At 57.2% G+C, this 25,773-nt stretch carries 29 protein-coding genes; 5 read left to right on the plus strand and 24 right to left on the minus strand.

Annotation, left to right across the window (positions count from 1 at the left end):
• Positions 1 to 45: 45 nt before the first annotated feature.
• The 14 genes from U738_RS13680 to U738_RS13745 all read right to left on the minus strand — a co-directional run bounded on the left by U738_RS13680 (position 46) and on the right by U738_RS13745 (position 12,902).
• On the minus strand, positions 46 to 1,095 hold the full coding sequence (locus U738_RS13680) for an EscU/YscU/HrcU family type III secretion system export apparatus switch protein (RefSeq protein WP_035581464.1): 1,050 nt from the start codon (positions 1,093 to 1,095) through the stop codon (positions 46 to 48).
• A 15-nt stretch (positions 1,096 to 1,110) separates the two neighbouring features.
• Positions 1,111 to 4,674, minus strand: coding sequence for a hypothetical protein (locus tag U738_RS13685; RefSeq protein WP_035581466.1), 3,564 nt, complete (start codon positions 4,672 to 4,674; stop codon positions 1,111 to 1,113).
• Between the two features lie 163 nt (positions 4,675 to 4,837).
• Positions 4,838 to 5,665, minus strand: coding sequence for a type III secretion system export apparatus subunit SctT (gene sctT, locus U738_RS13690; protein WP_035581468.1), 828 nt, complete (start codon positions 5,663 to 5,665; stop codon positions 4,838 to 4,840).
• An 18-nt stretch (positions 5,666 to 5,683) separates the two neighbouring features.
• Positions 5,684 to 5,953, minus strand: coding sequence for a type III secretion system export apparatus subunit SctS (sctS, locus tag U738_RS13695; protein WP_035581470.1), 270 nt, complete (start codon positions 5,951 to 5,953; stop codon positions 5,684 to 5,686).
• 1 nt (position 5,954) lies between these two features.
• The gene (sctR, locus tag U738_RS13700) at positions 5,955 to 6,614 is read right to left on the minus strand and encodes a type III secretion system export apparatus subunit SctR (RefSeq protein WP_027958374.1); all 660 of its coding nucleotides are present in this window, start codon (positions 6,612 to 6,614) and stop codon (positions 5,955 to 5,957) included.
• Positions 6,607 to 7,686, minus strand: coding sequence for a type III secretion system cytoplasmic ring protein SctQ (sctQ, locus tag U738_RS13705; protein WP_035581472.1), 1,080 nt, complete (start codon positions 7,684 to 7,686; stop codon positions 6,607 to 6,609). Before sctQ ends, sctR begins: the two co-directional genes overlap by 8 nt.
• Positions 7,683 to 8,165, minus strand: coding sequence for a hypothetical protein (locus tag U738_RS13710; RefSeq protein WP_035581474.1), 483 nt, complete (start codon positions 8,163 to 8,165; stop codon positions 7,683 to 7,685). Before U738_RS13710 ends, sctQ begins: the two co-directional genes overlap by 4 nt.
• Positions 8,162 to 9,499: a FliI/YscN family ATPase gene (locus tag U738_RS13715; protein ID WP_035581476.1), complete on the minus strand. Its 1,338-nt coding sequence runs from the start codon at positions 9,497 to 9,499 to the stop codon at positions 8,162 to 8,164. The genes U738_RS13710 and U738_RS13715 overlap by 4 nt, the downstream gene beginning before the upstream one ends.
• Complete coding sequence (locus U738_RS13720; RefSeq protein ID WP_035581478.1) at positions 9,496 to 10,083, minus strand: FliH/SctL family protein; 588 nt, start codon at positions 10,081 to 10,083, stop codon at positions 9,496 to 9,498. Before U738_RS13720 ends, U738_RS13715 begins: the two co-directional genes overlap by 4 nt.
• Positions 10,080 to 10,739: a hypothetical protein gene (locus U738_RS13725; protein WP_035581480.1), complete on the minus strand. Its 660-nt coding sequence runs from the start codon at positions 10,737 to 10,739 to the stop codon at positions 10,080 to 10,082. Before U738_RS13725 ends, U738_RS13720 begins: the two co-directional genes overlap by 4 nt.
• Positions 10,740 to 10,748: 9 nt before the next feature.
• Positions 10,749 to 11,573: a type III secretion system inner membrane ring lipoprotein SctJ gene (sctJ, locus tag U738_RS13730; RefSeq protein WP_081899104.1), complete on the minus strand. Its 825-nt coding sequence runs from the start codon at positions 11,571 to 11,573 to the stop codon at positions 10,749 to 10,751.
• Between the two features lie 3 nt (positions 11,574 to 11,576).
• Positions 11,577 to 12,011, minus strand: coding sequence for a hypothetical protein (locus tag U738_RS13735; RefSeq protein WP_035581483.1), 435 nt, complete (start codon positions 12,009 to 12,011; stop codon positions 11,577 to 11,579).
• Between the two features lie 77 nt (positions 12,012 to 12,088).
• Positions 12,089 to 12,280: a hypothetical protein gene (locus U738_RS13740; protein WP_035537911.1), complete on the minus strand. Its 192-nt coding sequence runs from the start codon at positions 12,278 to 12,280 to the stop codon at positions 12,089 to 12,091.
• A gap of 34 nt (positions 12,281 to 12,314) precedes the next feature.
• Complete coding sequence (locus U738_RS13745) at positions 12,315 to 12,902, minus strand: type III secretion protein (RefSeq protein ID WP_152561138.1); 588 nt, start codon at positions 12,900 to 12,902, stop codon at positions 12,315 to 12,317.
• Between the two features lie 169 nt (positions 12,903 to 13,071).
• Between U738_RS13745 and U738_RS13750 the strand changes: the two genes are divergently transcribed.
• A complete protein-coding gene (locus U738_RS13750; RefSeq protein WP_050712964.1) occupies positions 13,072 to 13,887 on the plus strand; it encodes a tetratricopeptide repeat protein in 816 nt (271 codons plus the stop codon).
• Positions 13,888 to 13,892: 5 nt separating this feature from the next.
• Here the strand turns inward: U738_RS13750 and U738_RS22700 are convergent, their stop codons facing one another.
• From U738_RS22700 to U738_RS13790, 10 genes are all read right to left on the minus strand, one after another.
• On the minus strand, positions 13,893 to 14,324 hold the full coding sequence (locus U738_RS22700; RefSeq protein ID WP_051912776.1) for a hypothetical protein: 432 nt from the start codon (positions 14,322 to 14,324) through the stop codon (positions 13,893 to 13,895).
• A 17-nt stretch (positions 14,325 to 14,341) separates the two neighbouring features.
• Positions 14,342 to 15,637: a type II and III secretion system protein family protein gene (locus U738_RS13760; RefSeq protein ID WP_050712962.1), complete on the minus strand. Its 1,296-nt coding sequence runs from the start codon at positions 15,635 to 15,637 to the stop codon at positions 14,342 to 14,344.
• Positions 15,638 to 15,716: 79 nt separating this feature from the next.
• Positions 15,717 to 17,885, minus strand: a complete 2,169-nt coding sequence (sctV, locus tag U738_RS13765) for a type III secretion system export apparatus subunit SctV (protein WP_035581486.1) — start codon at positions 17,883 to 17,885, stop codon at positions 15,717 to 15,719.
• Positions 17,882 to 18,244, minus strand: coding sequence for a tetratricopeptide repeat protein (locus U738_RS13770; RefSeq protein ID WP_035581488.1), 363 nt, complete (start codon positions 18,242 to 18,244; stop codon positions 17,882 to 17,884). The genes sctV and U738_RS13770 overlap by 4 nt, the downstream gene beginning before the upstream one ends.
• Positions 18,241 to 18,654 carry a hypothetical protein gene (locus U738_RS13775; RefSeq protein WP_035581490.1) on the minus strand — a complete coding sequence of 138 codons (414 nt, stop codon included), beginning with the start codon at positions 18,652 to 18,654 and terminating at the stop codon, positions 18,241 to 18,243. The genes U738_RS13770 and U738_RS13775 overlap by 4 nt, the downstream gene beginning before the upstream one ends.
• Positions 18,655 to 18,670: 16 nt before the next feature.
• A complete protein-coding gene (locus U738_RS13780; RefSeq protein ID WP_035581492.1) occupies positions 18,671 to 19,627 on the minus strand; it encodes a SctD/MshK family protein in 957 nt (318 codons plus the stop codon).
• 169 nt (positions 19,628 to 19,796) lie between these two features.
• Positions 19,797 to 19,964 carry a hypothetical protein gene (locus U738_RS23480; RefSeq protein WP_172821650.1) on the minus strand — a complete coding sequence of 56 codons (168 nt, stop codon included), beginning with the start codon at positions 19,962 to 19,964 and terminating at the stop codon, positions 19,797 to 19,799.
• A 182-nt stretch (positions 19,965 to 20,146) separates the two neighbouring features.
• A complete protein-coding gene (locus U738_RS23345; protein WP_157738118.1) occupies positions 20,147 to 20,287 on the minus strand; it encodes a hypothetical protein in 141 nt (46 codons plus the stop codon).
• Positions 20,284 to 20,961 carry a DsbA family protein gene (locus U738_RS13785; RefSeq protein WP_035581494.1) on the minus strand — a complete coding sequence of 226 codons (678 nt, stop codon included), beginning with the start codon at positions 20,959 to 20,961 and terminating at the stop codon, positions 20,284 to 20,286. The genes U738_RS23345 and U738_RS13785 overlap by 4 nt, the downstream gene beginning before the upstream one ends.
• Before the next feature lie 101 nt (positions 20,962 to 21,062).
• A complete protein-coding gene (locus U738_RS13790; protein ID WP_231896795.1) occupies positions 21,063 to 21,350 on the minus strand; it encodes a cation transporter dimerization domain-containing protein in 288 nt (95 codons plus the stop codon).
• 228 nt (positions 21,351 to 21,578) lie between these two features.
• Here U738_RS13790 and U738_RS13795 point away from each other — a divergent pair, with 228 nt between their 5' ends.
• From U738_RS13795 to U738_RS13810, 4 genes are all read left to right on the plus strand, one after another.
• Positions 21,579 to 22,433, plus strand: coding sequence for a sensor domain-containing diguanylate cyclase (locus U738_RS13795; RefSeq protein WP_035581497.1), 855 nt, complete (start codon positions 21,579 to 21,581; stop codon positions 22,431 to 22,433).
• Positions 22,434 to 23,078: 645 nt separating this feature from the next.
• Positions 23,079 to 23,498 (plus strand): hypothetical protein, encoded by a 420-nt coding sequence (locus tag U738_RS13805; protein WP_035581501.1) that lies wholly within the window; start codon positions 23,079 to 23,081, stop codon positions 23,496 to 23,498.
• An 18-nt stretch (positions 23,499 to 23,516) separates the two neighbouring features.
• Positions 23,517 to 23,738, plus strand: a complete 222-nt coding sequence (locus U738_RS23215; protein ID WP_152561139.1) for a hypothetical protein — start codon at positions 23,517 to 23,519, stop codon at positions 23,736 to 23,738.
• A gap of 352 nt (positions 23,739 to 24,090) precedes the next feature.
• Positions 24,091 to 25,713, plus strand: a complete 1,623-nt coding sequence (locus U738_RS13810) for a BCCT family transporter (RefSeq protein WP_035581503.1) — start codon at positions 24,091 to 24,093, stop codon at positions 25,711 to 25,713.
• The last annotated feature ends 60 nt before the right edge of the window (positions 25,714 to 25,773 follow it).

Below are 25,773 nucleotides of genomic sequence, written 5' to 3' on the forward strand. Positions count from 1 at the left end.
CGTATGAATCATGTGGCATGGCAAACGATTGCAGCCGAGTGATGGCTAAATCAGCTTGGCTGCCACCAGCATATCGGCGACCGCCTGAAAGGTACCATCAGGCACCGGATCGCCATTGCCCGCGCGTTTGGCGATGAGTTCGGCCAGCCTCGGGTCGGCGACTCGCGGGACTCGGCGAGGCGCAGCGCTGGCCAACAAGCTAGCGGCCTGATCGGGTGAGGCCTTGCAGGTCACCAACGGCACTGGCGTTTCGCCGCGAACGTAACGAATGCCGACCAGCCAACCGTCTGCGGTGCCGATCATCAGCGAGCTATACTGAACACCGATCTTGGCGTTCAGCTCATGCATTTCGCGCCGCTGTTTACGGCGCGCCTGATTCATTGTCGGATCGCCTTCCTGATCCTTGCGCTCACGCTTCTGTTCGGTCTTCGTCATGCGCTGGTCGCGCTCGAATAGCCAGCGTTGGAGCAGCACATCGAAAGCACCAACCAGTAAGAAGGCAATCAGTGCAGTGATAACCAGCGGCTGGAGTAAGGCGAGAAAAGTCCCCTGAACGCAGGGGTAGCCGCAGCGTGAGGACTCCATCAGCGACTGCAGGCCCAGGCGGTAGACAATCATCAGCGCGACGGCCAATGCCACCATCTTGAACAGTGACTTGAGAAACTCGACCAGCCCGCGTATCGAAAAGATGCGCTTGAACCCCTGAACCGGATCAATATTCTCTGGCTTAGGCTGAACCGGTTCCGTAGAGAAGACAAACCCCTGCATAACCACGATATTGGTCAGCACGATCACCAACAGCGTTAGACCGACCAGCGGCAGCACCGACATCAGCAGCACTTCGCCAGCCTGGGTCATCAACTGTGGCCACAGCGTATCGAACGGCTCGGTGTAGAGTCGTGCGGCTAAGTCGAGCAAACCCTGCACGCGGGCAATGATGTCATTCACGCTGATAGCGATATAGAGCGTGCAGGCTAACATCGTCATGGCAGTGACCAGGTCGGCACTCTTGGCGACCTGGCCCTTATTGCGTGCGTCGCGAAGTTTTTTCGTCGACGGCGGCAGCGACTTCTCTTCAGAGGGCTGTTGGCTCATGCCGCTGCTGTGACCCTATGAACCTACTGTCGATCCTTTATCCATTTGCGTATCGAGATTGTTGCCATCACCTGCGTAATCTTCGTGCTCGAAATCGTCCCAGGATGAGTTAGGTAGATGGCCCTCCTCTACGTAGAACTCATACTCGTCGCTGCGGTAGTCGAAAATGCTCTCGTCGTCCGGCGCATCGCGCTGACCGTAGCTCCGGACGTACGCTTCGAGAAACTCATAACGGGTCAGACCATCTTCGGTTAGTAGGCCATCCTCATCGAGCGACGTGAAGAGTTCCTTAAGGTCAGCCTTATGCCCCTCCAACGCGTTGGTGCGCTTGATATCCTGGACAATAGTGAATGGCAGCGTCGCCACCGTCAGACCGGCGGATATCCAAAACAGCGGTCCGGTGACGGCACGGGCGACGGCAAGGCCCTTGAGCGCCGCCAGCGATGATGCACCACCGGCAAGGCCGAAGGCACCCGCCGCGACAGTGACGGCGCCCTGACCGATGGTAGCGCCGTCGCCGCTGTCCACGCCGCGCTTGATCATCAGCCCGCCGAGGGCAATGTCCAGCGCACCAGTGGCGGCGTTGGCAGCACCATCCAGCACGCGCAGGAAAGAGCTGATAGAGCGGGTCGTCGTCGTGGCTTTGGGCAGGGCCGGATTCTTGGCGTATCCGTCCTCGATACCCTGCACGATCTTGCCCGTATCGGACTCGCTAATATCCAGCATTTGGCTCAGCTTTTCGCGATCTCCGACGGGGGCGTCGTCAATGATCTGCTCGATATTCTCGACGAACTTGAGGCCTTGACCCTCATTAAAGGGGCCACCGCTGGCAGTGTCATTGCCCCATATCTGCGGCAGCGTCTTGTCGAGCCCCAGCATGGCATTGACGTTGGTGCCCTTGGCCTTGTCCCAGATATTGCTGCCGAGGTTGACGAAGTGCTGACTGGCGCCCAGAAAGCTGATGAACTCCTTGGCAACGGCCATTCGCGCCTCGTGGCTGTCCGCCAGCTTACTGGCGCCGCCTGCGAGCTGATAGATGCCCGAGGCGAGCGAGATCAGCCCGCCGGTCGAGCCCAGCGCGCCGTTGCTGTTGAGCGTGCCAATCAGCGCCATCATGCCGCCGTTGGTCTGCTCGTTGAGCGCCTTGTAGACACCGTTCTTCAGCAGGCCGTCGATATCCGACTGGGTGATCGAACCATTTTTCTGGAAGCGATCCCCGAGCTCCTGTAGCGCCTTACCGAAGTTCTTAGCAGTTTGCTTATCGTCGAGAAACTCGTTGACAAACTTATCGATCGTCTCTGCCGTACGCCGCGGAATATCCACACCGGCACGCTTGAGCGCGGTCAGTACCATCTTGACCACATCCTGAGTGGCCGTCGCGGTGTTGGCATCATTGATCTGATCTGGGTTGGCGATCAGATCATCAAGATCGGTGATCATTGAGTCGAGCTGCAGGCTCTGGGCGAACTCGGCTGCCTTGTCGCTCTCTTCCGTTGCCGGGAACAGCGCCGAGAGTGCATTATAGGTTCGCGAGATATCCTGCTCGGCGAGTTCCCCCTGACCGCTCTCGCGCAGGTCATTGATGTAGTTGATGTACTCTTCGCTGAAGGCGGTCTCCTCCAGCTGCGAAGCGATCGCATCCTTATTGGCGACCTTGTCGATCGCGTCTGTCTGTGCCGCCTGGTAATCCTCCTGCACCGCCTCGGAAGCGAATAGCTCGCCTAGGCTTTCATCGAGCTTCTCACCGTCGATGATGGATGAGAGATCCTCGCCGGTGACGTTGTCAAGACTCAAGCCTTCCGACATATCGAGACCGACCAGATCCAGGCCGTTTTCAAGCGCGCCCTGGGCTCGCAGCGCACGGTAAAACTCGGCGCGCTCATCGTTTTTATCGATACTGCCGTCCTCTATCCCCGTCTTCCACTCTTCAATCAAGTTCTGCCAGGTCAGCTCGCTGACGGTCAGCTTGCGTGAGCTGTCGTCCGGATCTGTCTCGCTGGTTTCCATTGACTGAATATCGACATCGCTGAAGGCCGGTAGATCGTGATCGCGCCGCGCCGTGTCCAGCTCCGCATTGTCGGCGAGACGCTGGGTGTTGGTCTCCCCACCGTGCCTCGACCAATAACCGTCGAAGATATTCTGAACCGCCTTGCCGTCGTCTCCAGCAGCGTGCCTGATCCGCTCGCGAAGGTCATCGTTAACCTGGGCAGTGGCGTCCTCGCGGGAGGCACCGTCGCTCATCTTGCTGTCGATCAGGTTCTGATAGAGCTGCGACAACGTTTCGGAGCTTTCGATATGCAGAATCTGGCGCGAACCCGTCAGCGTGCTGCCCGCCAAGCCAGAGGCCAGTGCGTTGAGGTTATCCTCATAACTCGGGTTATCCGTCACGGTGGTGTCGGCGAGAAAGTCGTCGTAGGCCTCGAAGCCAGCGGAGGTGGCAGCATCCTTGCCACCATGACGCTCCCAGTAACCATTGAGCACATCGAGCCCGTCCTTGCTGTCCTTATCAGCATCGGTCAGCGCGTTGCCGGTACGGTCAAAGAGGGCATCTTTGGCATCGTCGATGGCTGCCTGTAGATCCGGGGCATCGCCGCGCTCACGCTGCTGGTTAAGCTGGTACTCCACCAGTTGGCTGAACTGATCGCTGGCGTCTCCTGTCAGCGGTCTCACCTTGCGGTCGTCGATGTCGATGCCTTCAGCCATATCGCTGGCGAGCGAATTTAGAGTATCGTCATAGGCGATGTCGTCTTCGTCACGATTGGCCAGATAAGTCTCTTCGGCCAGCTCTTCAGTATCCTCTTCCCCGCCGTGACGTTTGAAGTAGCCGTCGAAGACATTGACCACACTCTTGCCGCCAGCGTTTTCGAGACGGTCGCGCAGCTCATCATTGACCTGACTCAGCGCTTCCTCAGTAGTGGCGCCTTCGTCCAGCTTGCTCTTGATCAGATTCTTATAGAGCTGGGACAGCGTATCGGAGGAGTCCAGATGTAGTATCTTGCGTTGATCGGTCAGCGTGCCGCCAGCCAACCCGGAAGCGAGAGCGTTGAGGTTATCTTCGTAGCTAGGGTTGTCGGTCAGCGTGGTATCGGCCAGAAAGTCATCATAGGCGTCATAGCCCGCGTTGATCGCAGCCTCTTCACCACCATGGCGCTTCCAGTAACCCTCGAAGACATCGAGGCCCTTGTCGGCGTTTCGATCTGCGTTGTCAAGGGCATGCCCGATGCGATCAAACAGCGCGTCCTTGGCGCTATCGATCGCCTTGGACAAGTCAGCGCTTTTGCCATCCGCGCGCTGCGCATTGAGCTCGGCGGTGACCAGCGCCTCGAACTTATCCGCAGCGTCTCCCTTCAGGGCGGACACCTTGCGCTTGTCGATATCGATGCCATCCGCCATATCCACTGCCAGTGAATTCAGCGTGTCTTCATAATCCTGGCTGCCCGGCATCAACGGCTTTTTGCCCGCGTCCACAGTATCTTTGCCCGCTTCCGCCTTTTTTGCCAGGTCGAGGACAACGCCAAAATTTCCAAAGGCGCTGGTCAACGGTGTTGCTTTGGGGTTGGTTTTTGGATCGACACGCATCGAATACTCCTCCACGGTTAGCACAAGCTGATGGGGCAGGCAACGAGAAGCCCGATTTCACTGACGGAAAACCAGTCTGAAGAGACTGCGTGACACTCTAATGGCAACTTTGTGATGCTGCTTTGATACCCTCTTTTCAAAGTACCCCGCGTCCCCCCTGTTGTTACCGCGTTTCCCCCATAGCGCCCAATATGGCTTCCAGGCGTTCCATATAGAGATTGGCGGCATCGAGGTGCTCCAGCATAAAGGGGATCAGAAAAATGACGTAGACCAGCATCAAGAATGCAAACAACAGGTTCTTGATAGGCAGTGACAGGTCAAAGACGTGCAGGTTGGGCGCCATACGCGCGAGGTAGGCGAGCATCAAATCTGCGACCAGAAGCGCGATGACCAGCGGCGCTATCATCAACACACCAATCTGCATCACCTGGTCGAGCAGGCCAAGTAGCGCCATCGCCGATGCTTTTGTCATCAGTGGCGTGAAATTCACCGCCGGCCACAACGAGTAGCTGCGATAAAAGCCATCAAGTAGCAGCATGAAGCCGCCGGTAATGAAGAACAGCGCCAGCAACGTCACGGTCAGCAACGTTGCGGTAACGCCAGACTCAGTTGAGCCCATGGGATCAAGTATCTGCGCCATGGTTGAGCCACGCTGTAGATCGATCAGTTCGCCAGCCACCTCCGCGGCCCAGAACGGAACACCAAAGACCAGCCCGATGACGACGCCAATCAGCAACTCCTTGATGACCATGCCGGTAAGGGTGAAGCTTGATAGCTGTTCAGCATTCACCATGGCATCGAATAACGGCAGCATCAGTGGAATAGAGATCGTCACCGCCACTGCCGAGCGGATCATGCCGGTCAGCCCCAGGCGATTGAACGCTGGGGTGACCAACACCATGCCTAGCGCCCGTGCCACGCCGACCGCTGCCGCCGCGATCATTGGGTAAGCGAAGTCGGTCAGAAAGCGGGCGAATTCGTCGTAGTGCATAAGCGACGCCAGCCCGGCTCAACGAGACCAGGCTGGAAAGTTATTCAACACCTGATCGGTGATGCTGATGACTGGCCCGGCCAGTAGCGGCCCGGCGATGATCAGCACCAGCAACACGGCAACCAGCTTGACGGCTTGCGGCAACGTTTGATCCTGAATCTGCGTCAGCGCCTGCAGTAGCCCAACCCCAAAACCGACCACAATGGCCACCAGCAGTGCTGGCGCCGACACCAACAGCGCCGTCCACAGCGCGTTCTGCATCAATGAGAGAAAGATATCGTCGTTCATCTCAGCCTCCACCATAGCTAAGAATCAAGCCGTGCATCAGCCGTGACCAGCCGTCCACGGCCACGAACAGAAATATCTTGAGCGGCGTGGATATTAATGTAGGCGAGACCATCATCATACCCATTGCCATCAGCACATTGGAGACGATCAAATCGATGACCAGAAACGGGATATAGAGCAAAAAACCGATCTCGAAAGCACGGGTCAGCTCCGAGCTCACGAAGGCGGGAATAAGTACCACTAAGTCATCGTCCTGCAGGCCGCTGCGGGCTTCCTCCGACCATAGCGTGCGGGTCGCATCAATGAAAAAGGCCCGTTCGCGTTCGCTGGCATAGCGAGAAAGGTAATCCTGCAAGGGTCCACGCAGCGCCTCGCCGGTTTGCTTGATCTCCTCGACGCTGCCCATCCCTGCGGGTCGCTGCTCGAACTGATGAAGCATATCGCCGACCAGCGGCGTGGTGATGTAGACGGTAAGAATCAAGGCAATGCCATAGAGCACCAGGTTAGGCGGCGTCTGCTGCACGCCGAGGGCGTTACGGATCAAGAACAGCACCACGGCAATTTTGAGAAAGCCCGTCATGGTCACCACCGCCAATGGCACCAGGCCGATGGTCGCCACGACAATGATGATGGCGATCAAGTTAGGCTGAAATTCACTCATCTCCGGCGTGCCCTTCATCGAGCGCGAGCCTCTCGATCTGCACCCCGATGCTGTCACCGATCATCACTAGGCGGCCATGCCCCATGCAGCGGCCGTTGACGATTAGGTCAACCGCCTGCTCAGGTCGACGCTGCATCGGCAGTACGCTGCCTTCGCCCAACGCGCGCAGCTCGCCGAGCGACATCTCCAGTTTGCCCATTTCACAAGTCAGGCGGACGGGCAGATCATCCAGGTTTGGGTTATCCACGGGGGGTTCGCTCATGAGGTTCTCGAATGGTGGGTTCGACGCTTGGGAAGAGGTAAGAGAGGTCAGCGGGCCTTTAAGGCACACGCTATCGGCGCTTAAGCTGACGCCGACGCTAAACCGGTCGCCAACGTTCAACGTTGCGCCATTGGGATCGTCGCTAGTGGCGAATGACTCGAGCATAACCACATCGCCCGGACGAAGGCTGCGCCACTCCCCCAGGGTCAATGTTTGGGCACCGGCCGTTAGGTTAAGCATCACCATTACGCCGCTCGCCATCACAAGCTGCGTGGGGAAATAGCGATCAAATAGGGGGAGCAACTGTTTAGCAGTCGACGTCGTGAGCCCCACACGCAGCGGGTGAACTTCGCCGTCTAGTTCGAAGGCCAGGGTGATGTGGATCGGGTTTGCCGGTCGTCCTTGTGGATGGGCGGGCTGTACACGGATGTCGACACCAAGGGTCGCCTCGAGAGGCTCGAGCCACGCTAGCCACACCGCCTCAAGCCACATCGCGGCCAGCTCCGCATCGACGTCCTCCATAGAGCGCCTGCGATCAGGGTGCTCACTGAGATGGTCGAATGTGCGCCAACTGGCGCTCAAGGCCAGTTGCTCGTTGCCGAGGCATACCGTGACGGTCATGTCAGCGGTGACCTCCGCCGCTTCCGGCATCAGGTACAAGCTGGCAGAACGCCCATGCCAACCGAAAGTCAGCGGCTGTCGAGAACGATGCAGCGCGTTATGCAGTGTTAGCGTTTCGGCATCATAGTGCGTCAGGGTTAGCGGCACTGGCGTCACTTCCGCGCGAACGGTTGAGCTGAAGGCAGTCATACTTCACCTGCCCGGCCGATCCGGCTCTCTTCCATTTCCAGTTCGGCTAGGCGCTCGGCCTCGATTGCCTGCGCCTGCCCCTGATACGTCTGGAGTTGTTCCAGCGCACGTTGGGCGCGTAACCGGTGCGCCCATTCGGTAGCGCGGGATTCGCGCTCTCGCTCAGCGGCCCGCAGGGTCTGGATGCTGCTTGCCTGCTGCTCAAGCAATGCCTCCTGGTGGGCGGCATCGTCGGCAAGTGTTTGCTGCCAACCGGCCAGATCCTCGGCGTTCAGCGGTCGTTGTTCACCCTGTTCGAACAGTGCCTGCTCGCGCTGAACTGCTTGGTATTGGTGGTGCTCCAGGGCCTGCCCGAGTGTCTGGCAGTGAGCCTCGAACTCCCGACAGTTGCGTTGCTCTGCCGCCAGGGCTTCCTCGGCGAGACGCGTACGCTGGCGCCGAAGCTGCATCAGCCGGTCAAGCTGACGTTGCAACGTCATTGGACGACCTCCCTTAACTGTTTCAAGGTGTCTTCAAAGGCGCTGTGGTCGTCGCGGGATTGGCGTAGGAACGCCTCAATCTCAGCACGTTTATGAATCGCCTCATCCGTGGCGGCGTCGCTACCTTCCCGGTACTCGCCCACTTGCAGTAGCAGCTCGACATCGCGATAACGCGCCATCAACTCACGCATTTTGCCGGCATCACGGCGATGCTCGGCGTTGGCAACGTTTTCCATCAAGCGGCTGCGGCTGGCGAGGATATCAATGGCTGGAAAGTGGTCACGGCGGGCGAGATCGGCGCTAAGAACGATGTGACCGTCAAGAATGGCCCGGGCCTCCTCGGCCACCGGATCAAGCATGCCATCGCCCTCGGTCAATACCGTATAGATTGCCGTAATGGTGCCTCCCGACGCGCCACCAGGCCCGGCACGTTCGAGTAAACGGGGCAGCGCCGCAAACAGTGAAGGCGGGTAACCACGACGCGTCGGAGGTTCACCGGCAGCCAGTCCGATCTCGCGCTGGGCGCGGGCGAAGCGGGTAAGACTGTCGACCAACAACAGTACATCGCGCCCCTGATCACGGAAATATTCCGCCACGCTGGTAGCCACCATGGCGGCGCGGGCACGCTCGATCGCTGGTCGATCAGAAGTGGACACGACGCATACCGTGCGCTGGCGCGCGTCGGCACCCAGCTGCACATCAAGCAACTCGCGGACTTCCCGGCCGCGCTCGCCCACCAGCCCCAGTACCACGACCTCTGCACTACTGCCACGGACGATGGCCGAAAGTAGCGATGACTTACCGACGCCGGCTTCGCCAAACAGCCCGACGCGCTGGCCGCGGGCAACGGTATTGAGGCCATCGATAGCACGCACCCCGAGTGCCAGCGGTTGCTCGATCAACTGGCGGGACAGCGGCGCGGGGGGCTCGGCATGAACAGGGTAATGGCGCAGCGAGCCGGGCGCTGGTGCAGTGCGACCATCAAGCCAGTCGCCGAGCGGGCTGATGACGCGACCGAGCAGAGCATCGCCCACGGCCACACCCTGGGCACCGCCAGTGGCAATTACTTCACTGCGGGTCGACAGCCCCTGGAGCTCGCCAATCGGCGAGAGCATGACGTTCTCCTCTTCGAAGCCGATCACCTCCGCGGCGACACGGCGTCCGCTGACGGGATCGCGCAGGTAGCAAAGCTCGCCAATGCCAGCACCTTCGAGGCTAGCGTAAACCAACAAACCGCGAATGCGGCGTACCCGGCCATTGACGGGGCGAGTTTGGGCTAGGGCAAAACGTTCGCCGAGCCGCGGCAGCAGATCCCCAAACGCATTCGCGCTCATGCACCCTCCCAATCATCCCGCAAGGCACGCCGCAGTGCCTCGAGCTGCGCTTCCAGGCCGATGTCCATAACCGCTATGGGGCTCACCAGCAAACACTGGGTTAGCGCCAGTTGCGCGTCGGCCTCGACCTGATAGTCGGCCGTCGCAGGCGGATATGCGGCGAGAGACTCGGCGATTCGAGACTCTAGAGGGGGTGCAACACGAATACGAATCCGATGTGCGTGACGCCACTCGCTCAGGGCATGGCGTACGCAGCGAGTGATGAGTTCTACATCGTCGAACTCGCCGAGAATACGCCGTACCAGAGTCAGCGACAGCTCGGCCAGCTCGGGGCCGAGCCCGTCGAGATAACGTTTGACGTCACGCTGGGTGCTGGCCAGTAGCTCAGCGGCGCGGGCTTCACCATCGCGGCGACCGGCTTCAAAGCCTTCGGCATGGCCCTCTTCGCGGGCGCGACGAATGAGGGCCTCTTGATCATCGGCTCGCTGACACGCCCGCTCGAGAAAAGCGTAGCCATCGACCCAGGCGCAGGCCTCCTCTGCGCGCAAGATGACCTTACCGGGGCGGGGCGGCAGTGAGTTCATATCTCGGTTCGTTCTTTATCGTCGGTTTGGAAAAAACTATGTGTAGCGGCCAGCCGTGCAATATCAACAGCAGCGGCGTCCGCCACGATCGTTTCAGGCAACTCGAACTGGTCAGCCCAACCCAACCTTAGCCAGTCTCGAAGTTCCACCGTTTGAGCTTGCCACCATCGCTCCAGGCAGCGTCGACCATCGTGCTCGACGGCGGCCTCCAGCGCGTCGAGATCATCCTCAGCGCAGGCTTCGGCACTGGTGTGGTCACGGTGGGTAAGCGCCAGGGAATAGAGCTCAGCGCCGAAACGCTGTTTAAGTGCCGCAACTCGCGGCGCATGAATTTCGCGCACAAAGGCATTGGCGTGAATGATCACTCCAGCGGCACGGGCGCAGGCGGTAAAATCATCGCTGTCCAGTTGGCATAGCACCTGGTCGGCGGCATCCATTAGCGGCTGTTCCGCGATAGAGGTGAGTTGATGACGGCGCTGCAGGCGGGCAAGCAAGCGCTGGCGAAAGCGCGGCTGAGTGCACCAACGGCGCAGCATCGCGTCGGCGGCAATGCCGTCCAGGCAGTCAACCCAGTGGTCGAGAGCAACCCGTACCGGTGGTTCGATATCAGAGCCCGGTGCGGTCGATTCGCTAGCGCGTTTAGAGGCACTATTCATAGCGCTTTCTCATGGCGCTGTCGTCAATGAGTAGGGGTGCTGGCGCCGCTGACGCCAGACCAACCAGCCGACCGTAGCGGCAAGTCCGATCACTGCAACGCTCAGCAGACCGATGATCCAGCCGATACGGGAAACGCTGGACGCTGGCATCGCGACACCCAGAAATGAGCCCATCATCGGCTGCGGCAGCGTGTCCATTTCCTCGGGAATAGCAGAGACAACAGGCACCACCGAGACCTTGTCGTAGGAGAGGCCAGCAATACCATTGGCTACCAGCGTCTTGATCTGTGGAATCAGTGGAGCGATCTCCAGCGAAGGGATATAGCGCACGAAGACCGAAGCCGAAGACGGCGTACTGTTCTGCTGTAGCAAATCATTGTCCGGCAGCACAACATGAACCCGCGCCGAGAGTACGCCGTCGATCTGCGACACAGTGTGCGAGAGCTCCTGGCTCAACGCAAAGATCATCTGAGCGCGTTCCTGCACGGGAGACGACACCAGCCCGTTACCCTGGAAAATATCGCCCATATTGGCGAATTTCTGTTCCGGCAGCCCGGCACGATCGAGTATCTCTACCGCCTCGGCGAAGCGCTCCTCACTGACAGTGACGGTCATTTGACCTTCGTCCTGTGCCTGACGTGCGGCAGGTATGCCGTTGCGGGCCAGCGTTGCCACGATGATATTCGCCTCACGCTCGTCGAGATTAGTGTAGAGATCGGTGTCACAGGCCTGAAGCAGTAGCGCCATAACCAGAAACACCATGCCCCGCAGGGCGTTACGCCACCTGCGTTGTGACACTTGCTGCTTGCCGTCGAATTGTTTATTAAAGTGCAAGTGTCATTGGCCTTTTAGCAAGGTATTCGCCGACCCCGAAACCTGAGTGGCGCCGCGAACGATCATGGTGGTTTCGATGGAGTGATCAAAAACACGCCCCAGCGATTCTACGACTTGCGCCAGCTTGTCATCCCCTAAGGCGGGTGGCGTGTCGCCAGCGTCGGACACGCTCTGGGGCATCACCTGAGCTAAACGATCAGGTGTTTGCACATCGGGAGTCTTAGCCTGCTGAGCGAAGTTATTGACTCGGTCAATAAAGCCATCAAGGTTGTTGAGCAGACTTGAGCCCAGCTCACTGGGGCTGGCCCCCGATAAAGATGAACCGGCTTGCTGTGTCATATGTTCGAAAATATTCTGTGATGCCAACGTATCGGTGCTAACCTCTGGCATGGGTGTCGGAGTTAGCGCACCGCTGCCCGGTGGTGTCACGGGAGTCATCATTCACCTCGTCGGAATAGTCCCTAGCATCGGCTAAGAAAGGCGCGAACACCGCGATGGGGGTCGCGCCCTCGTCATTACTCGTCGGACTGTGCTTCCTTGAGAATATTGTTCATCATCGGCATCAGAATCATCTGCCCGCCGACCTTGACCATTCCCTCTACCATTGTTTCCTGCAGCTTCGCGTTATCGACGGCGTCGTCGAAAGCCTGGGAATCGGGGAGCGACTCTGTTGCCGGGTTACTACTGCTTACGGGATCGATAGCCATGGACTGCCTCCTGTGGGTTTCATCGCTTGCTCACTCACGAGCCAGGCGGCTGGGCCACACTGCCTCGAAAGACCTTAACTTCAGCGGGGATCGACGGCGCACTCGGCTGGCGCAACGCTTCGACCCGTTGGGCTATGTCCGCTATCCAGGCGGGCGGGCCCATCACTTCAAGACTGTCGTGCTCTGCACGAATCAGTGCGCTCAACGGATTGCCGATCTGTGCCTGGGTAATTTCTGCGCGCAGGCGGGGTATATCGACATCGGTTAGATCAAACGTCCGACGACTCAGCTCCTGGCGGGCGGCGACATGCAGCACATAGCCATCGAAAAACCACCCCAGACCGTTGGATTCACAAACCTGTGCGAGGAACTCGCCAGCGGTGCTGGCGCGAATATCACCACGCACCTCACCATCCACTACGTCGCTGACCTCAACGGGCAGTGACAGGTTGCGACCAAACTCCTGCAACACATCACGCACGCTTTGCTCGATCACGATATAGCGATATTCGCGATCCGCCCAAGGCGCCTCGGCGGCCAGCGTGGGGCTGTCTGGCAAACAACAACCGAGCACCAGCATCACAAGATGGCCCAGCCAGGGGTGCTTCCACCTATCTGCCATCATCCTACCCACCCCCCGATGACAGTTGAGTGACCGGCAATCTGTCTTTTTGAGTTTTTGCCCTTCTGGGGTAAACACGCATCACGCTTCATCCATATCCCTGCTGCCCCAAGCCTGGTTTCTCCGGTACACTGATTTTCATTTCCTAAACCTCTGGACTGAGTCACGGATGAAGGCATTTTGTACGTTTTTGCCCCGCATGAGCCGGCCTGCACTCGTCGCCGGGCCAAGCCTGATACTGAGCCTAATACTGTCAGCCTGCGCTGCGACGCCTTCCGAGATCGATGAAAGTCGCCTGCTCAACCTGGCCAAAGATGTCGATCAGCAAGGCGACCATGCGACCGCCGCCGCGATGTACGAGCGCGCCCTGGAGCAGAGCGGCCCCTCCGCAGATATTCAGGTTCGCCTGGGCAATGCACTGCTTGCCAGTGGCGAGCCCCAGGCAGCCGCTGAGGCGTTTCGTGCCGCGCTTGCCGAAGACATCCACTTAGCGCCAGCATTACTCGGCCTCGGGACAGCCCAACTGCGCCTAGGTCAACCGGAAAGCGCCCTGCGCAACCTTTCCCTGGCGGCTCCTGAAATAGACAGCGCGGCGGCCTGGAGCCGCCTTGGCGCCGCCCAAGCGCTGGCCGGTCAGCCCGCCCAGGCGGCCAGCGCGTTTGCTAACGCCGTGGCACTTGAGCCGCGTGATCTCGACGCTCAGGCCAACCTGGCGCTATCCGAAGCGTTGGCTGGCGAAAACACCCAGGCCATCGCGAACATGCAGCGCATTACGGACTCCCCGCTGGCAGAGGAACGCCATTTCCGCAACCTGATTCTTGTGCTGGTTCTGGCTGGGCGTAGCGATGAGGCACAGCAAGTCGATATCCCCGACCTATCGGCGGCCAACCGCCTTTCCCTGATAGCCAGTGCCGAGCACATAGCAACGCTGCCCGATGCCGCCGCCCGCGCCCGGGCACTCGGGTTGGCATCAGCCTCTAACTAATACCGTCACAGATCACTGGTAGTGGCGTTGGTGCCCATGGCATTGCGCGCTTCCTGCTCCAATAGCGAACGACGCTGGTTGGCACGTTCGCGGCCGTTTAGATACTCATTCGCGGCATCTGCTACCGGCGCGCCCATGGCGGGCCCCATTGCTCTTCCCCTTACCAAATCCTGTGGCTCAACGATCATCTGCTGCAGATTGAAGTCGTTGGCGCAGCCAGGTGGCAGCCCGGCTCGCTCTGCATCGTCAGGCCCAGCTTGGCAGAGACGTGGCATGATCGTTGATTCATGCGCAGCGTCAGTCGTTGTCATCTGCCGGTACCCGGTGTCCCAGTTCATCGGCCCCATCGAGGACTGGCAGCCGGCCAGCAGCAACGCCACTAAACAAGGCCCAAGGCGTAAAGCCATGCGCGTCCAATAGGTAAATAGCTGTGACATAGGAACGTTGCTTAGCCTCATTGCAAATAGAATCCGAAAGGGTCATCTTCGAGCTGAGGATTGCGACTAACCTGTGCCCGATCCAACGGCATTCTGGGTGTCGGCGCGGAGGATGGTGCCACCAAATACGGGGTGATCAGGATGACCAGCTCGGTCTCGTTACGCTGAAACCGCCTTGATCGAAATAGATTACCCAGAATCGGTATATCACCGAGGAGCGGGATTCGTTCGATTTGATTGCTCGCCTGACGTTGAAACAGGCCGGCGATAGCAAAGGTCTGCCCGCTGCCCACCTCGACCACGGTATCGGCGCGCCGAACTTGAAGAGACGGCACGTCATAGCCACCAATACGGACACTATCGCTGGCAATGCTGCTGACTTCGGGGCGCACTTCCATTGAGATCCGGCCGTTAGGCAGCAACGTTGGCGTGCTCAGTAGCGAGACACCGAACTGTTTGTACTCGATACCCACCAGTTCGCTGTTAACCGGCACCGGAATAGGAATTTCGCCACCGGCAAGGAAGCTTGCCGTCTGCCCCGAGACGGTGGTGATGTTGGGTTCAGCGAGGATCTGCAACAGGTTGTTCTGCTGTAGCGCCTGGAGTAAACCGTCGATGCTATCGGTACCCCCACCGATGGGACTGGGGGCGATGTTGCTGGTGAGCACGCCGAAAGAGAACGAGCCGTTGTTGATCAGCGTATTCCAACTGACTCCATAGCTGAGCAGTTCATCCCGGGCGACTTCGGCGAAACGCACCCGAATGTTGATCTGAGTGGCGCCATCGTAACTGGAGCGGTTGATGCTACCGCCGGCCGGCGCTTGGGCATCAAGGGTCGATTGCGTGGCCATGGCGCTCTCGACCGTGGGGCTGCTACCCTCGGCCACCAGTTGGTTGCCAGCCATACGCAAACGGATCTGGCTGTCGCCGTCGATATCCCGTAGCGCCTGAGAAGCCAACGCATTATCGTCGCGAATCTGCAGCCGCAACGAGGCTTGGCTCTGCTCGTCGGCCCCCAGCGCGATAAGGTTGGTGTCACCGGCCTGTTTACCGAAGAGATAGATGACGCCGGAAGAAACCACCTGCACATCAGCAACCTCAGGGTTAGCGACGAACACCGACGCAACGTCCTGGTCGAACCGCAGGATACGCCCCTGCCCAGTCTCCAGCGTCATCGCACCTCCGGAAGCGTCCACGGAAACATCAGCACTGGCAGGAATTACCGCGAACCACAGCAGTAACGCCCATACCCAAAGCGTCGAATTCCGGACAGCCTGGGGAGGGTTTCTATCGACGGGTTTTATGCTGATCACGGTTATTCTTCATCCCTGTTGTAGCGATTTGCATGGGTGTTGAATCATCGACACACGGCGTCATTGTTTCGCAAGCGTGTTACAGCTTGGCGGTTGCCTCCGATTCCCGGCGTGGGATCGGTTTGGGCAGGCGTATCTGGGCGATTGCCTGCAGGCTGAATTCCGGTGCGATCTCCTGCCAGGCCATGACAGGAAGATCGATATCGTGCTGCTTTAGCCACTGCTGCAGCGCGGCGCGCACGTCACTGGCCGCCACCACCACTGGCTGAAGGTCGCTATCGAGCGCTTCAAGCTGCTGCTGGAACCAGCCGTTCAAGGCCCGCGAAAGAGGTGCCGGCATGCCGCTCCGGACGGGCTGGTTCTCACTATTTCGCTGTGCGGTACGCAGAGCCTCTTCCAGCGGCCGGGTCGCGATCCAGGCAGGCAGAACCCGATCGCTGCGGGCATGGCGGTGACTGATCTGCCGCGCCATGGCAAGGCGTATGCGGTCGCTCAGCCGAGCGCTGCTCGACTCTTGCGGCCCCCAGGCCACTATAGCTTCAAGGATAGTGCGCATGGCTCGAACCGGAACGCCCTCACTGACCAAGCGACGTAAAATCTCGGCGATTTTCTGTAGCGATACCACCCGAACGGCCTCGGTCACCAGCTCGGCATAGTGTGTTTCCATCTTGTAAAGCAGGGCACGCGCCTCTTGAATCCCAACGAACTCGCCGGCGTAACGCGTTAGCGTGCGCTCAAGACAGCGCTCCAGCACCTGATCCAGCGTACGATAGCGAATCCCGGCTTCCGTCAGCGCTGAAGCGTCCTCATCGGCAAGCCATTGCCAACTGCCGCGGCCAACGAGCGCTGGTTGCGTGAAGGCGGTCAACTCAAGCAATTCCAAAACATCGGCATCGTCGTCGAGCAGTACTGAAGAGTCTGGTAGTTCACCGTTGAGCACCGGCACTTCATCCAGCTCAATGGCGAAGCGCTGGTCGCTGAGGGCGGGTTCCAGGCGAACTCCCACCTGAGGAATGGCAATTCCCAGATCGCGTTCAACACCTTCGCGGGTGGCCTGAACGCTTTCACGTAGTAAGTCGAGTGATAGCTTATCGACAAGCCCTGCAGCCAGGCAGAGCATCACGCGGTACTGGCGTGGATCGTCATCGGCGGCATTGGGCGGTGCTGCCTCGTTCACCGCCTCGTTCACGGCGTTGGTCTCAGTAGCTGGGGTCGCGGTGATAACCTCGGCTTGCGCTGCTTGCTCCGTCTCGGTATCGGCCGTCTGGCGACGGCGATGCAGGAAAAAGGCAGCTAAGCCCAGCAGTGCTGACAACGTCAGAAAGACAGTCGATGGGAAGCCCGGCACGAAGGCCGCGCAGAACAGCACCGCCGACGTTAAACCCAATGCCTTGGCGTTGCTGCCAAGCTGGCCGACAATCTCACTGCCCAAATCGCTGGCGTTATCGGAGCTAACGCGGGTCACCACGGTACCCGCGCCAACCGAAATCAGTAATGCGGGAATCAGTGCGATCAGGCCGTCGCCGACGGTCAACAGCGAGTAGGTTTCCACCGCCGTGCCGAAGGGCATGTCGTGCTTGAGCATGCCGATCGACAGCCCACCGATAAGATTGACGAACAGAATCACCAGGCCAGCAATGGCATCACCCTTAACAAACTTCATCGCCCCATCCATTGCGCCATAGAGCTGGCTTTCGCTCTCCAGCAGCGAGCGCCTGCGACGGGCTTCAGCGGGTTCGATGTCGCCGTTTCTCATGTCGTTGTCGATGCTCATCTGCTTGCCGGGCATGGCATCAAGAGTAAAACGCGCCGCCACTTCCGCTACGCGCTCCGAGCCCTTGGTAATCACCAGAAACTGGGCCACCGTAATGATCAGGAAAACCACCATGCCGATGACCACCTCACCGGCGATAACGAAATTGCCGAAGGCGGAAACGATCTGGCCAGCGTCACCCTCGAGCAGAATCAGCCGGGTAGTGGAGATCGAAAGCGCCAGCCGGAACAGCGTGGCGAGCAGAATGATCGGCGGCAGCGAGGAGAATTCCACCGGGTGCGAGATATAGAACGCCACCACTAAAATCAGCAGGCTGAAACCGATATTGATACCAATCAGCGTGTCGACCATTGCCGTCGGCAGCGGGATGATCATCATCACTACCGAGAGCACCATAAAAACGGCGATGATCACGTCACTGCGCTGGGACGCCTGACGAGCCAGGGTATTGAGACGGCCGAGGAGCTTGTTCATGTTACGGTCTCTCCCTGCCGGGATTCCGGGTGACGCCGCCGCTCGAGATACTCTCGCCATAGGCGACGAGCGGTATCATGCTCACCGTTGACCCAGTGGGCGCGGCTACGCAAGAGTGGCACGGCGTCATCCTGTTCACCGGCGGCCTCGAGCCGGTCGAGCACATTAAGCGCACGCTGACCGTTGCCGCTGGCAAGGAACCCCTGGCACAGCGCCTGCAGCACGCCGGTGTGATTCGGTGCCATGCGTGTCGCGATAAGCAGCAATACCAACCCGCGCTGTACCTGACCACTTTTGAGATAGAGGTGCCCCATCAAATGCAGTAGGTCGACGGCATCTCGATCAGCGGTATCGCTCATGGCACGCTCTCCTGATCGGTGATGTTGTCCAGCGGCAGCGCGTTTGCTTCACTCATCCGGCCTTCCCATGCCTGGCGCCAATCAATCTCTTCACCGATCACCTCCTTCGCCAGCGCCATAATGTCATCATCGGCGTCCAGCGAAGGTAGAACGTTGTCAGCTACGTGTTGGAGCAGCTCGATGCTGCGAAGGTTAGCGTAGCTGGCAGGATCAATGGCCTCCGGGCGCGCGAGCGCTTCGAGGCGCTCAGTCCACGCAGGACGGTTTGAGCCACGCTGCCGGGCTTCACTGACAGCCTGCGTGAACGTATCGTCCTGCTGCGACGGCTGCTCGACGACGCTAGGCTTGACGGGGTCAATGTCAGCGACGTGATAACGATCCCGTGGAACAAGACGATCAGTGATCTTCATCGCGATATACGCCGGATTATAGGGTCAGGGCAAACTGGTCATCGCCACGGCTCAACAGCACTCGATCCGTTTCGATAGCGGAAATAACCCAGCCAGACGACAGCGACGCGCCGGGATAGAGACGCTGGCCACGAGCGTCGATTACGTACGGGTTCTTGCCTAACCATACGGCCTGAAACTGCAGGTCGGGGCGAACCGGCACCTCACTCTGTTGAGCTTCATTAAGTAGCACGTTGTGACTGCCGTAATGCTGGTCGAACCAACGCTGGGTGGCGTTCCAAGCGCCCGCCTGGTCGGGGTCGTAGTGACCGGAGACGCTGATATAGTCGCCACTGTCGGTGACCTCCAGCGATGCAAGTCCGGCATCCGCCAGGCGCTCACGCAGTGCTTGAACCGGGCTCGGGCGAGCCTCATCCATCACTGGGGGATTACTCTGGGCAGTGTCCATCAGGGCCTGCTCATCGAGCATTGCCGTAACTGGATGATAGCCAATGTTGGCGTCGGCTTGATTGACATCGATGAACTCATAGAAAGCCAGTACTCCCAGCGTTACGACCAGTGCGGCGAGCGTGGCGCTGCGATTTAGCCACTTACGCCAACGCACAGGAACTGTCGGCAGCCCTGGGAATATGGCAGGCGCTGGGGGGCGTGAAAGCTCGAGTGCCACGTCGTTGAAATGAAGCTTCGCTGGCAATTCACAGCGCAAACCAGTGCCCTGGCTGACGCTACGGCCATTAATGGTAATGTCACCACCAAGCGCCTCGATAGCGATATAACGACCATAGAATCTCAACACAATATGGTGTGGTGCAGTGCCCGGATCGCCGAGCATGACATCAGTAGAATCGTCGCTACCGATACAGCAGACCGGCTCAGTGAGCGTAATGGAGGCACCGCGATGCAAGCCTGCGATAACCTTGAGCGTCGTAACGGCTTCGCGTACCGACGCTGAAGCTGAGGTGAATAAAGTCATATACTTAACTCGCCGTGTCGTACGAAGCTTGGAGGGCTCTTCCGTCGAATGTCTCGATAAAGGGGCATTCATCCGGGCGAGGTTTTGAAATCTCTACCGTCCAGGAATGCGTGGACAGGAAACAACAACAAGGCCGCGAGCGGCTGACGCCGCCCGCGACTTCCGAGCATCAGTTTTGCGGACGCTGCTTGGTAGCGTCGAGCTCGGTTTTCTTCTCTGTCGTGACTTTGGTGATTTCTGCGGACTTCTCGATCGCCTGATCGAACACTGCTTTCATGTCGGCGATTGCAGAATCAGCACCGCCGCCAGCATTGTCGACTGGGGGAGTATCGGCCATTTTACTGCTCCTTAATCCTAGAGAAATGTCGTTTGAATGATGCGCCTTTGGCACCGAGGCTCAAGCCGTTCGATCGTTCTTTCGACGCTGTTTCATAAGGAGGAAGACGATCCAACATTAAGCAGATTGCGGGTATTAAGTGACGAGGCGATGTCAGTAAAATGAAAGTTGAATGATTTGCCTTATTGTCTTGTGGCGAATACAACGCCGATTGGGCAGTCAATTTGGCCGCGCTTACCCAAAAATAGGTGCTCTCGCCAACTGACCTCGACCAGCGCAGGGCTTAAACTCACAAGCCCTATCAGCAACCAGCGCTGATTCATTGGGCTTCTTCCTCTTCAGATATCTCCTCGACTTCACTCTTTACGACATCAATCAACTCCTGCATACCAAAGGGTTCTAGCAGCTCACCGTTGACAAAAAAGGTTGGCGTCTGGCGAATCTGATTCGTTTTGACGTCTGCCATGTCTTGGTCAATCACCGCTTGCACTTCAGCTGAGTTGAGTTGCTCCTCAGCGGCAGTTCGATCAAGACCGGCTTGGCTGGCAATCTCCAAGATAGCTGATTCATCGAAACGGCCATGAGATGCCCATTGATCCTGACGAGAGAGCAGAGCTTCGAGTACCGGTTCGAATACCTCCTGGTGTCGAGCGACTTCCAGCACGCGAATGGCCGTATCAGAAACCTCACCGTGGAAAGGGGTGTAGCGCACGATTAGCTGCACTTGCTCAGGATAGGTTTCCAGAATACTTTTGGTGAGAGGATAGAAAGCACGGCAGGCTTCGCAGGCCGGGTCGAAAAATTCCACAATGGTGACAGGAGCCTCTTTCGGCCCCAGGATCGGTGAGTGTGAACGCACCAAGGAGCTCTCGGCCTGTGCAGCATCCTCACTCGCCGCCTCAGCTTGCATGTCCAATAGTGCAGGTTTCGATACCACCACGATGGCAGCTGTCAGCATCAACGTACCCGCAAGCATAAAAGTCGCTTTTTTGAACATTTTTCTCTCTCGATTTCAGTGATTATTTGGCAATTTAGGCCAAGATTTTATTGCACAAACCAAGCTAAATGACTGCTTATGTATACCAGCGTGAGCGTGTATTACTCATGCCCATAAAGGTTGGCATCCTGATGTGCGTGATCAATATGCTCAAACTCTAAGCTGGAATGGACAATGTTGAAGCGCGTTTTTAACTGCGCTTTGATCTCTGTCTTAATCGACTCAAGCCGCTGCCAGCCTGCTTCCGTAATGACCACGTGGCAGTCAAGAGCAGCCATGTTTTCCTGCATCTGCCATAAGTGCACATGATGAATATCGTGGACACTTTCGACACCACGCACGGCTTCAATGACGAGTTGACCGTTAATATCTGGGGGAGAGCCCAGCATCAGTGTGCGGATAGGCCCCCCAATCACCGAAAAGGCGAGTAACTAAAGCTTCAACCCCTGAATGTCGTCCGTTGACACTCGCCTCGGGAGGCAACGCCTACCCTGGCTATGGCTGGTACGCGCTTGTCATTACGGGAGTGACCTTTCCCCCAAAATTTCCAGAATTCTTTATCGTCCACTTCGCGATTGCTCTATAGTCGAGGAATGCTAACCGGATGTATCTAGCCTATGGCCGTTGACCTGCAAGCGCTCTACCCCAAACTGATTCATCTGATGCTGGACACCGTCTTCGTAGTGGATGCGGACAATCAGATCGTCTTTGTGAGCGATGCCTGTGAGTCACTGCTCGGATACGCACCCCGCGAGTTGATCGGCACCCCGATCACTAACTATATGCACCCTGACGATTTAGCAGCCACCCGGGACTCCATTGACCGTGTGATGGACGGCAAGCCCCACGTGGATTTCCGCAACCGCTATATCCGCAAGGACGGCGCCAGCGTACATATTCTGTGGTCTGCCCGCTGGTACGAGGAAGAAGAGGTGCGGATCGGTGTCGCGCGCAACGTCACAGCCCTGATGCAGGCCGAGGAGGAGTTACGCTACCTCGCCCATCACGACCCACTGACCAAACTGACCAACCGAGCGCTATTCTATGATCGACTGGTCTCGGGCATAAATGCGGCCAACCGCTACCAGAACAACCTAGCATTGCTGTTTCTAGATATTAATGACTTCAAATGTATCAATGATATTCATGGGCATGCCGCGGGTGACCAAGTGCTCTGCACGGTAGCTAGACGGCTGGAAAGCTGTGTGCGAGAAACAGACACGGTGGCCCGGATGGGCGGAGATGAATTCACGGTTCTATTAACGGACATCAAGTCGACGAGGGCCGTTGCGGACAAGGTGGAGCAGATCCTCATGGTCATGAACGAGCCGCTAGGCGCTGAATTTGGCAAAGTCAGAATGCCCTCCTGCAGTATCGGTGTGGCCTGTTACCCCGCCGATGGGGAAGACGCCGATACCCTACTCAGCCACGCCGATAGCCATATGTACCAGATCAAAAGGCGCAGCCGTTAGCGAGCAACAAGCTTGCAGAAAACTAATATGAACCCACAGCAGTCAGCCGAGTAAGAAAACCAAACGGCCTCGCCGCTACCGAATCCGCGACCATCGAGTCGGTCAACGAATAGATTGACCAGCTTGTGGCGCATAAGGAACTCGCTATCTTCGCCGTCTTGTTGCTCAACAATACCAATTTGCATAGTTCCAAGGCCTAGCGGAAGATTTGGGAATGGAGCCGCTGAGTAAATATTTTTCATTTAAACGCTTCTGTGATTATTAAAGCTACCAATCGGTAGCTATGGGAATGATTGCGCGATTAATTCAGGATAAGTATTTAGTAGTATTTTTCACACCTCTCGGAAGCCACTACTTTTTTCATCAACATCATGGATTAGTTTCTATTGATTTTTCTCAGCGAGAAATTTCTCTCATCTACCATATAGTTAGAATTTTTATTGATTCAAAAAACACTTCTAAAAACGCAATCAATCTAATACAAAAAAAAGACTAGCCATAAATATCAGAAAAAACTAAGCCAACGGATTTAAACTACAGAGCCTAGACGACCGAGAATTATTAGCCTATTTTTTTTATAAAATACTTAAGGGTTCTGATGGTTAAACAACGCATCGCTCAGCATAGATAACTTGAGAATTAGACATGAATAATACTTCAATGCTCTTTATCAGCGTATTTACTTCAATGGCCGGCAGTAGTGTTGCAGCCGCCTTGATAACTATCTACTTTTCGAAGAAAAGAGATAAGCATGTGCTTTCTTTACAATTGATAGATTACTTCCTTGATAATTATCATGATGTAGGCGAGGCAAATTATATACTAACTCTAGACTCTTATAAAATAGAAGAGAAAGAGAATTATATCCGAAAGCACGGTGACTGGTTTAACCTGATTGCCATGCTAAAAAAAAATGACTCAATTGAGTGGAAGATCTTGCAAGATATGGGCCTTGAAAAAACCATGGAAGACTTTCATGATAGGGTTGCATCAAAAAAAGCAAGTGGAGTCAAAGTTTTAGAAAATGCTTGGCAGTGGTGGCCTGATCTTCACAGACTATTTTAGTGAATGAGGTAAATTACTATGCATGACGAACAGTTTATGAATTTAATGCGTGAATTTGCTGAAAGAGCGAGCTCCTTGGAAGAGGTTGAATGCGGAAAACTGTACGCTCAGGTTGTTGCATTTTCCGATTTTATTATGGCCTCGCAGGGTGCTGGTCCTGTAGCCGTGCCGATAAATGCAAATTCTTCAAGATTTAATTGTCCTAAGTGTCATTACATAATTGATGTTTATTTAAGGTAAAACTATTAAATAAACATTGAGGGTTCGAGACGCACCCTAATCGACGTATACTTTACTTACTTTTAGAGGTTTCTGGATTTTCGAACCTGGACGATGACGCTTCCTAGCCCCCCCTCGCAAAACCGCAACCGCAATAGCTACCCCCCCTGTTTGCATAACGCCCTCGGCTCATTCTACTCAGGTCTCGTCAGGCATTGGCAGAGCCGCAGAGTATCCCGGCTCGCAAGGCTGCTTCTCAATGTCTGTATCCCTTTTGTCTGCGCCCAGCTTGGCGTAATCCGCATATAGCTCCTACGTTGTTTAGAGAGGCAGGTTTTAAAGACGGGTCGTAAAAATAAAGGGAGACGTAACGATGGATGCACTTGCGCGAAAGCTGGGCCTCAAGACGGATCCCACCATATTTTTCACCTCTGCCGGGATTATGATCCTCTTTTTAGTGGCGCTGTTGATCGCGCCGGGCCCAATAGGCGAAGCCTTCGGCGCGGGGCGGCAATGGATAGTGACTAACCTTGGCTGGTTTTTTATTTTCGGGGTCACCAGCTGGGTGGCGTTCCTGCTGTGGGTGGCGATCAGCCGGTTCGGGGCGATTCGTCTGGGCGGCAATGATGCCAAACCGGCCTATACCAACGCTTCCTGGTTTGCCATGCTGTTTGCTGGCGGTATCGGCACGGTATTGATGTTCTGGGGCGTGGCCGAACCGATTTCCCACTTCGCAGCTCCCCCGCGGCCAGATGTTGAGCCCTTCACTGTCGCCGCTGCCGATGATGCCATGAGCTTTTCGATTTATCACCTGGGGCTCCATACCTGGGCGATTTTCGCCATGCCGGGGCTGGCGTTTGCTTACTTTATCTATCGCTACAACCTGCCGATGCGTTTCAGCTCGGTTTTCTTTCCGCTGTTAGGCGAGCGCATTTACGGCCCTATCGGCAAAGCTTTAGATATCTTCGCCATTCTCGGCACCCTGTTTGGCGTGGCGGTTTCCATCGGCCTGGGCACCCAGCAGATTAATGCCGGGCTAACGGAATTGTTTGGTGTTCCGGATGCGGTGATAACGAAAGTGCTGATCATCGCCGTTCTGACCACTGTCGCCGTGGGGTCTATCGTGGCGGGGCTTGATTCAGGCGTTAAGCGGCTCTCGAACATCAATATCGGCATGGCCGTTGGCCTGCTGTTATTTGTACTGTTTACCGGTTCGACCGTTTTCCTTTTACGTGCGGTTGTTGAAACCTTTGGCCTCTACATCACCAACCTGCTGCCCATGGCTTTCTGGAATGACACCCTGGCACGCTACTCAAGCGAAGGCGGCGCCTGGGGGTGGCAAGGCAGTTGGACGGTGTTCTATTGGGCCTGGACAGTCACCTGGTCGCCGTTCATCGGCATCTTTGTCGCACGGATTTCCCGCGGGCGAACTATTCGCGAATTCGTTTTGGGTGTGCTGTTCGCCCCCTCCATCTTTACGCTGATCTGGTTTGCGATCTTCGGCTGGTCGGCGATGGAAATTGACGGGATTGGGCCAGAGGCCCGGGCAGCCATGGGCGATCAAGCAGGTGTTTTGTCCGCTGCCGTCGCTGAAAGCATTCCGCTTGCCATGTTCGCGTTTTTTGACAACTTCCCCGCGGCTACCTTGATTCAGGGCTTAGCGGTGGTAATCGTCGCCATCTTCTTTGCCACCTCTTCAGACTCCGCCTCGCTGGTCGTCGATATGCTGTGTACCGGCAGCTCAGACCCTGGCCCCTGGCACCAACGGGTATTCTGGGGCGTATCCGAAGGTATGCTGGCAGCCATGCTGATTGTGCTGGCGGGCGATGCCGGGCTTACCGCCCTGCAGGAGGTGATCACCGTGGTCGGCCTGCCGATGTTTATTCTGGTGTTTATCATGATGTTCGCACTGTACCGCGGCCTTTCCCATGAGGAGCTCAGCGAAGTGCGAGTAGGCAGCCCACCCAAGCAGGAAGAGCTGAAGCCGGAAGAGTAGTCGATACACAACGGTGCGGGCCATTGCTGGCCCGCACTGTGTTAATTAAAAACATTAGCA

The sequence above is a fragment of the Halomonas sp. TG39a genome (genome assembly GCF_000744395.1).
In the GTDB taxonomy this organism is placed as follows: domain Bacteria; phylum Pseudomonadota; class Gammaproteobacteria; order Pseudomonadales; family Halomonadaceae; genus Vreelandella; species Vreelandella ventosae_B.